This is a genomic window from Bradyrhizobium sp. P2_E8, from assembly GCF_056403875.1.
In genome coordinates this window covers 1-3565 of record NZ_JBFUES010000792.1, presented here as the reverse complement: position 1 = coordinate 3565, position 3565 = coordinate 1, and the positions used below count along the sequence as shown (strand labels likewise).

Annotated in this window: 3 protein-coding genes and 1 pseudogene; all 4 read right to left on the bottom strand. The window is 64.6% G+C overall.

Annotated elements, in window-relative coordinates:
* Nucleotides 1-14: 14 nt before the first annotated feature.
* Nucleotides 15-1409, bottom strand: a complete 1395-nt coding sequence (locus tag AC1D00_RS31900) for a M16 family metallopeptidase (protein ID WP_477013400.1) — start codon at nt 1407-1409, stop codon at nt 15-17.
* A gap of 199 nt (nt 1410-1608) precedes the next feature.
* On the bottom strand, nt 1609-2334 hold the full coding sequence (locus AC1D00_RS31895; protein ID WP_404552769.1) for a hypothetical protein: 726 nt from the start codon (nt 2332-2334) through the stop codon (nt 1609-1611).
* Between the two features lie 96 nt (nt 2335-2430).
* Nucleotides 2431-2925, bottom strand: a complete 495-nt coding sequence (gene lspA / locus AC1D00_RS31890) for a signal peptidase II (protein ID WP_167771137.1) — start codon at nt 2923-2925, stop codon at nt 2431-2433.
* A 164-nt stretch (nt 2926-3089) separates the two neighbouring features.
* Nucleotides 3090-3565, bottom strand: a pseudogene (locus AC1D00_RS31885) (isoleucine--tRNA ligase); the annotation flags it as partial.

Genomic DNA, 3565 nt, shown 5'->3' with positions numbered 1-3565 from the left:
AAGGAAGGGATAGGTCACGAACGCTTCTCCTCGCGCTTGGTGGTCGCAGTGTCCTTGACCWGGTAGCCCGTCACCGAACGCTTTTTCTCGAGCCATTTTTGCGCAACAGCGCGAACCTGTTCGGCGGTCACCGCGCGAATGCGGTCGGGCCAGCTCCTGATGTCCTCGATCGACAGGCCGGTGGTCAGCGCGCCGCCATACCAGCGCGCCAGCACCGCCTGGTTGTCCTGGGCGTAGATCGCTTCCGCGATGAGCTGGGTCTTGACGCGCTCGAGATCCTCGGCGCGGATCGGGTTCTGCGCGATGTCGGCGATGACGCCGTCGACCGCCTGCTCGACCTCGGCGAAGCCGACGCCGGGTTTCGGCGCGGCCGAGATCGCGAACTGCGTCGGGTCGAGCGAGATGCTGGAATAGCTGGCGTTGGCGGAGACCGCGAGCGGCTTGTCGACGACGAGGGCGCGGTAGAGATAGGAATTGCTGCCGCTGCCCATCAGCTGCGCGAGCACGTCCAGGGCCGCGCTTTCGCCGGCCGCAGCCGTGGTCGCCGAGGGAACGAGATAATAGCGCCGCAGGCTCGGCTGCTCGACGCGCGGGTCGGCCAGCGTGACGGTGCGCGGTGCCGCCGGCTCCGGCTCCTGCGGACGAATGCGGCGTGCCGGGATCGCGGGCTGGGCGGGGATGGAGCCGAAATTGCGCTCGACCAGCGGACGGATGTCGGCGGCTTCGACGTCGCCGGCGATCACCAGGATCGCGTTGTTCGGCGCGTAGAAGCGGCGGTAGAAGGCCAGCGCATCCTCACGATCGAGCTTCTCGATCTCCTGATGCCAGCCGATCACCGGCCGGCCATAGGGATGGTTGAGATAGAGCGCGGCCATGATCTGCTCGTTGAGCCGCGCGTCCGGATTGTTGGCAACGCGCATGTTGTACTCTTCGAGCACGACGTCGCGCTCGGGCAGCACGTTCTCGTCCTTGAGGATCAGGCCGGTCATGCGATCGGCCTCGAACTCCATCATGGTCGGCAGCTGCTCGCGCGGCACGCGCTGGTAATAGTTGGTGTAGTCGACCGAGGTCGAGGCGTTCTCGTTGCCGCCGACACGAAGCACGGTCTGGGAGAATTCGCCGACCGGATGCTTCGAAGTGCCCTTGAACATCAGGTGCTCGAGGAAGTGCGCGAGCCCGGATTTGCCCGGCGTCTCGTCGGCCGAGCCGACCTTGTACCAGATCATCTCCGTGACCACCGGCGTGCGGTGATCCGGGATCACCACGACCTGCATGCCATTGCTGAGCGTGAAGCTGGCGGGCGGGGCCGATGTCACCGTGGTCTGGGCGAGGGCCGCGCTGGCTGAGAGGACACTCGTCGAAAGCAGCGCGGCAAGGAGGCAGGCAGCCGATCGGTAAGAGGACATCATGATCCCTAGTGAAAGGCCGAGGTCCGGATGTCCGGCTCGGCGGCACGGCATGCTACACCGTGCGGCTGAGGCTTCGCGTCACGAAGCAGAGAACGCCGTCATCGTGAAGTTAAAGATAAGTCATGTGCTTCGTCCGGCCTACACCGGGCACCGGGCGTTTGCGGCAGTTCCGCACGGGGGACGCCAATCGGCAAGAGCGCTATTTCTCTTTTTCCTTGCCACTGAGCACGTCGAAATATGTCCTTTTGGACTTATCCGGTCCCCCGGCGCCATAGGCGTAGTTGGGCGAGGGCGTCTGGTATCCGGGCGGTGGTTCGGTCAGGGATGCCCGCGGCGGCTCAGATGTGAATTGCTTGGATTCTTCGCTGTCACTCTTGAAGATGCCGAGCAGACCGCCCTTATAGCCGAGCTGGCTGGGGCTCATGGTTGGATTGTTTCCGCCCGGCTGGACAGAATCGTTGCTCGACGTGCGGCTGCTGCCGTTGGTCTTGGCGGCGTTCAACTCGGCCGGAGTGAGTGGTCGGGCCGCTTCCCAGGGGTTCAGGAACTTGGTGCCCGATTTCTTCCTGGCGGCGGCAGCCTCCTTGCGGCGCTTCTCATCCGGGTCTTTTGGCCAGTTCGGAGGAGCCGCCTCGGCGGCCGATGCCGGGGGCGGCAGGTCGAGCTTCGGCGGCACCACCAGCGGCGAACGTTCGCGGTATTCAATGCCGGGCGTTTCCATGCTCTTGGCGCCGAGACCCGACATCAAATTATCGATGATCTTTTCCTCGAAGGTCCGATCGTCTTCGTCATCGTCGCCGGCGCGGGCCGCGCCTGCTGCCATGACGAGACCAATGCCGAGCGCGACAGCGGACAATTTCAACGCCCGCCAGAACTCCCACCGGGGGTCTCGAACCATCGAACCGCTGGTCTTCGAGCTGCGCATCAGTGTACCTGTTCCATATTGTGGCAGATTGCCGCTCGCACGCGGCTCAAATTCTCGCAAAAAGCGGGTTCCACCTGCCGGTCGTATCGGCCGGGATCAGGGCGCTTTTGCGGCGGGTACCCCCAGGAAGGAATCATACAATAGCGCCGCCACCCCAGCAACGATGGCCACGTCGGCGAGGTTAAACACATACCAATTATAGGTATTTCCGCCGATCTCGATGTGGAATAGGGCGAAATCCACCACCGCGCCATAGGCCAGGCGGTCGATGCCATTGCCGATGGCGCCTCCGATGATCAGGCCGAGCGCGATGGTCGCAAGCAGGGTGTGCGAGCGGGCCATCCAGATCGCCAGCGCGACCACTGCGATACCTTTGACGGCCATCAGCGCGAGCTGCGCCGCCTGGCTGTCGTTCTGGAGCCAGCCGAAGCTGATGCCGATGTTCCAGGCCAGCACCAGGTCGAAGAACGGCGTCACCTTCACCGCGCCGCGACGGGCGAGGTCGAACACGTTCAGCAGCCAGAGCTTCGAGGCCTGGTCGAGGATGACCGTGGCGATGGCCGAGACGATGCCGGCGCGGAGCGGGGTCATCGTGAGTGACCCAACGTCGCCGCGGCACACTCCGCCGTCGTCCTGGCGAATGCCAGGACCCATAACCCCAGGCGGTCGTTGATTGAAAGACTCGTGGTCATCAGCCTTCGCTGCAATTGGCGACGGTGGTAATGGGTCCTGGCTTTCGCCAGGACGACGCTAGATCAAACGCCAACCCCCAGCGCCTTCCATTCGCGCAGCGCCTTGGCATCGCGCGGGGTGACGTCGGGGTATTCGGGGTCTTCGCCGACCGTCGACGAGATCTTCCAGGAGCGGGCGCATTTGGTGCCGACCGCCTTCTCCACCACGACGGCAACGCCGGGCACGGCATCGAGGCGGAACGCAGAAGCCGGCGCCTCGCCCTCGCGCACCTCGTAGTTCGAGGTGATGCAGACTTCGGCGAGGTCGGTGTCGAACAGCGTCGCCAGCATGTCGCGGTCGGCGACATAGATGACCGGCGAGGCCTCCAGCGACGAGCCGATGTTCTTGGCGGCGCGTTCGAGCTCGAGCGCGCCGGTGACGACACGGCGGACGTTGCGGATCGCCTCCCATTTCGCGGCGAGCTTGTCGTCGCGGAGCTTTTCGAGATCCGCCGGAAATAGCGTGAGGTGCACTGAAGGCTCCGCATCCGGCCGGTACA